The following is a 1993-nucleotide window of genomic DNA, read 5'->3' as shown; positions in this document are numbered from 1 at the left end:
ACATCAAGCAGATCCTGCCGCTCGGCTTCGAGAGCATCCAGCCCTTCTTCTGGCAGACGCTGGGCGGCAAATCCTTGCCGCCCAGCGTCTGCCAGAAGAAGGGCTGGATGCTCTCGAAGCCGAGCGGCAGGATCTGCTTGATGTAAGCCGCCGGGTCGTCGAGATTGGCCCGCACCATGGTGCCGATCCGGATGTCGAGAAGCGGGTTCGGCGTCATTGTGCTTCCTCTGCGATTGTCACGCGGCGGCCGGTCTCGGCGCTTTCGATGGCGCCAAAAACCATGGCCAGGCTCTTGATGTTGTCGCCGCCGCGCGTTTCCGGCTCGGTGCCGGTCTCGATGGCGTGCATGAAATCCTGGAGAATGCCGAGATGGCCGCCGACGCGATCGGACGCATCGAGCGGCGGCACCTCGATCGGCTGGGTTTTGTCGAACATTCCCTCGCGGCCCGGCATCACTGCTTCTGCCCTCAAATCGTCATGACCGTCCCAGATGAGGCTGCCGCGCTCGGCAACGATGCGCCATGCACTTTCCCAACTGGTGCGGAAGCCGGCCGCGCACCAGCTGCCGGCGTAGGTGAAGACCTTGCCGTCGCCGAGATCGAAGACGGCGCTGGCCGAAGATCCCTGCCTGTACCAGGAACTGGCCGGCTCCCATTCCTGGCAATAGACGCCGGCCGGCTCGCCATTCACCATATAGCGAGCGGCGTCGAAGGTGTGGATCGCCATGTCGAGCAGCAGCACATGGGCCATCTCCTCGCGAAAACCGCCGAAATGCGGCGCGACGAAGAAGTCGGCGTGGATGCTGGTCGGCGCACCGATGGCGCCGGAGTCCAGGAACCTCCGGATGCGCCTGACATTGGCGACATAGCGGCGGTTCTGCACGACCGCATGGATGCGCCCGGCGCGGCGCGCGGCCTCGACGATGGCGCGCGCATTTTCCGGACTGTCGGCGAGCGGCTTTTCCGTCAGCAGATGGCAATTGTGCGCAAAGGCGGACAGCGCGACCGCGCGCCGGGCGGCGGGAACCACGACATCGAACACCGCTTGCGGTTTGATCTGATCGAGGACGGCATCGAGGCTGCTGCCGATGACGGCATTGGTGAGGCCGTATTCGTGCGCCCGCGCCCGTGCCCTGTCGGCATCGAGATCCACAAGGCCGACAATGGCGAGCCCGTTGACTTGCTGCGCGGCATCGAGCCAGGCCTTGCTCATCGCTCCGCAGCCGACCAGGACGGCATTGATCATCCGGCGCTCCTCCTCCGCTCGGTCCCTCCAGACCGATCGTCACGGCATCCACGGCATGACCGTAAACGTTTTTCCGTAAACGTTTACGAGAACACACCCGAAGGCGTAGAATGTCAATTGGCCGCTCGTGAAAATCGTCCTGTCGCCTTGGCCTGAGCGGCTACCGGTGCTAGCCAAGCAAGGGGAGTACAGTCACTTGGCATCCAGCATTCATGACCTTGCCCGTCACCTGAACATTTCGATCGGCACGGTGTCGCGGGCGCTGAACGGCCGCGCCGACGTCAATGCCGACACGCGCCAGCGCGTGCTCGAGGCGGCCAGGACGCTCAACTATTCGCCGAACCAGTCCGGCCGCAGTCTGCGGCAAGGCGCCACCCATTCGATCGCCTTCATGCTGCAGCCGCATCCGGGCGACCAGCAATATGGCGAGCCGTTCTTCATTCCGTTCCTGATCGGGCTGCAGGCCAGGCTTGCGGAAAGCGGGCTCGACCTGACCGTGGTCATGGGCGCGCCGGGCGACTACCAGCAGGAGCGCCTGCGCCGCGTCGTCGAGACGCGCCGCGCCGATGCGGTGCTGCTGGCCTGGACGCGGCGCGAGGATGAACGCATCGACTATCTCACCCAGGCCGGCTTTCCCTTCGCCACGCTCGGCCGCAGCCGCTCCGGAACCAAGTCCTACCCTTCCCTCGACCTCGATTTCGAGAAGGCCGGCGCCGACGCGGTCGACCGCCTCGTGGCGCGCGGCCAC

General features: G+C 65.3%; 2 protein-coding genes and 1 pseudogene. 1 reads left to right on the top strand and 2 read right to left on the bottom strand.

All coding sequences use genetic code 11. The features are described 5' to 3' along the window. Positions 1-217, bottom strand: a pseudogene (locus EN879_RS33655) (hypothetical protein); the annotation flags it as partial. Continuing rightward, entirely contained in the window at positions 214-1245 is a 1032-nt protein-coding gene (locus EN879_RS33650) for a Gfo/Idh/MocA family oxidoreductase (protein WP_063168291.1), read from the bottom strand. The pseudogene EN879_RS33655 and the gene EN879_RS33650, both read right to left, overlap by 4 nt. A gap of 196 nt (positions 1246-1441) precedes the next feature. On the opposite strand from EN879_RS33650, the gene EN879_RS33645 reads away from it, so the two are divergent. Continuing rightward, the coding region (locus tag EN879_RS33645) for a LacI family DNA-binding transcriptional regulator (RefSeq protein ID WP_164774753.1) at positions 1442-1993 on the top strand (552 nt) is incomplete at its 3' end.

Source organism: Mesorhizobium sp. M7A.F.Ca.AU.002.02.1.1 (genome assembly GCF_003998535.1).
In the GTDB taxonomy this organism is placed as follows: domain Bacteria; phylum Pseudomonadota; class Alphaproteobacteria; order Rhizobiales; family Rhizobiaceae; genus Mesorhizobium; species Mesorhizobium ciceri.
The sequence above is the reverse complement of the archived record's forward strand: the minus strand, read 5'-3'. Positions and strand labels throughout refer to the sequence as shown.

Bases quoted from the DNA above. Each gene is read 5' to 3' on its own strand.
- EN879_RS33650 (WP_063168291.1), bottom strand. From the start codon at position 1,245: ATGATCAATGCCGTCCTGGTCGGCTGCGGAGCGATGAGCAAGGCCTGG.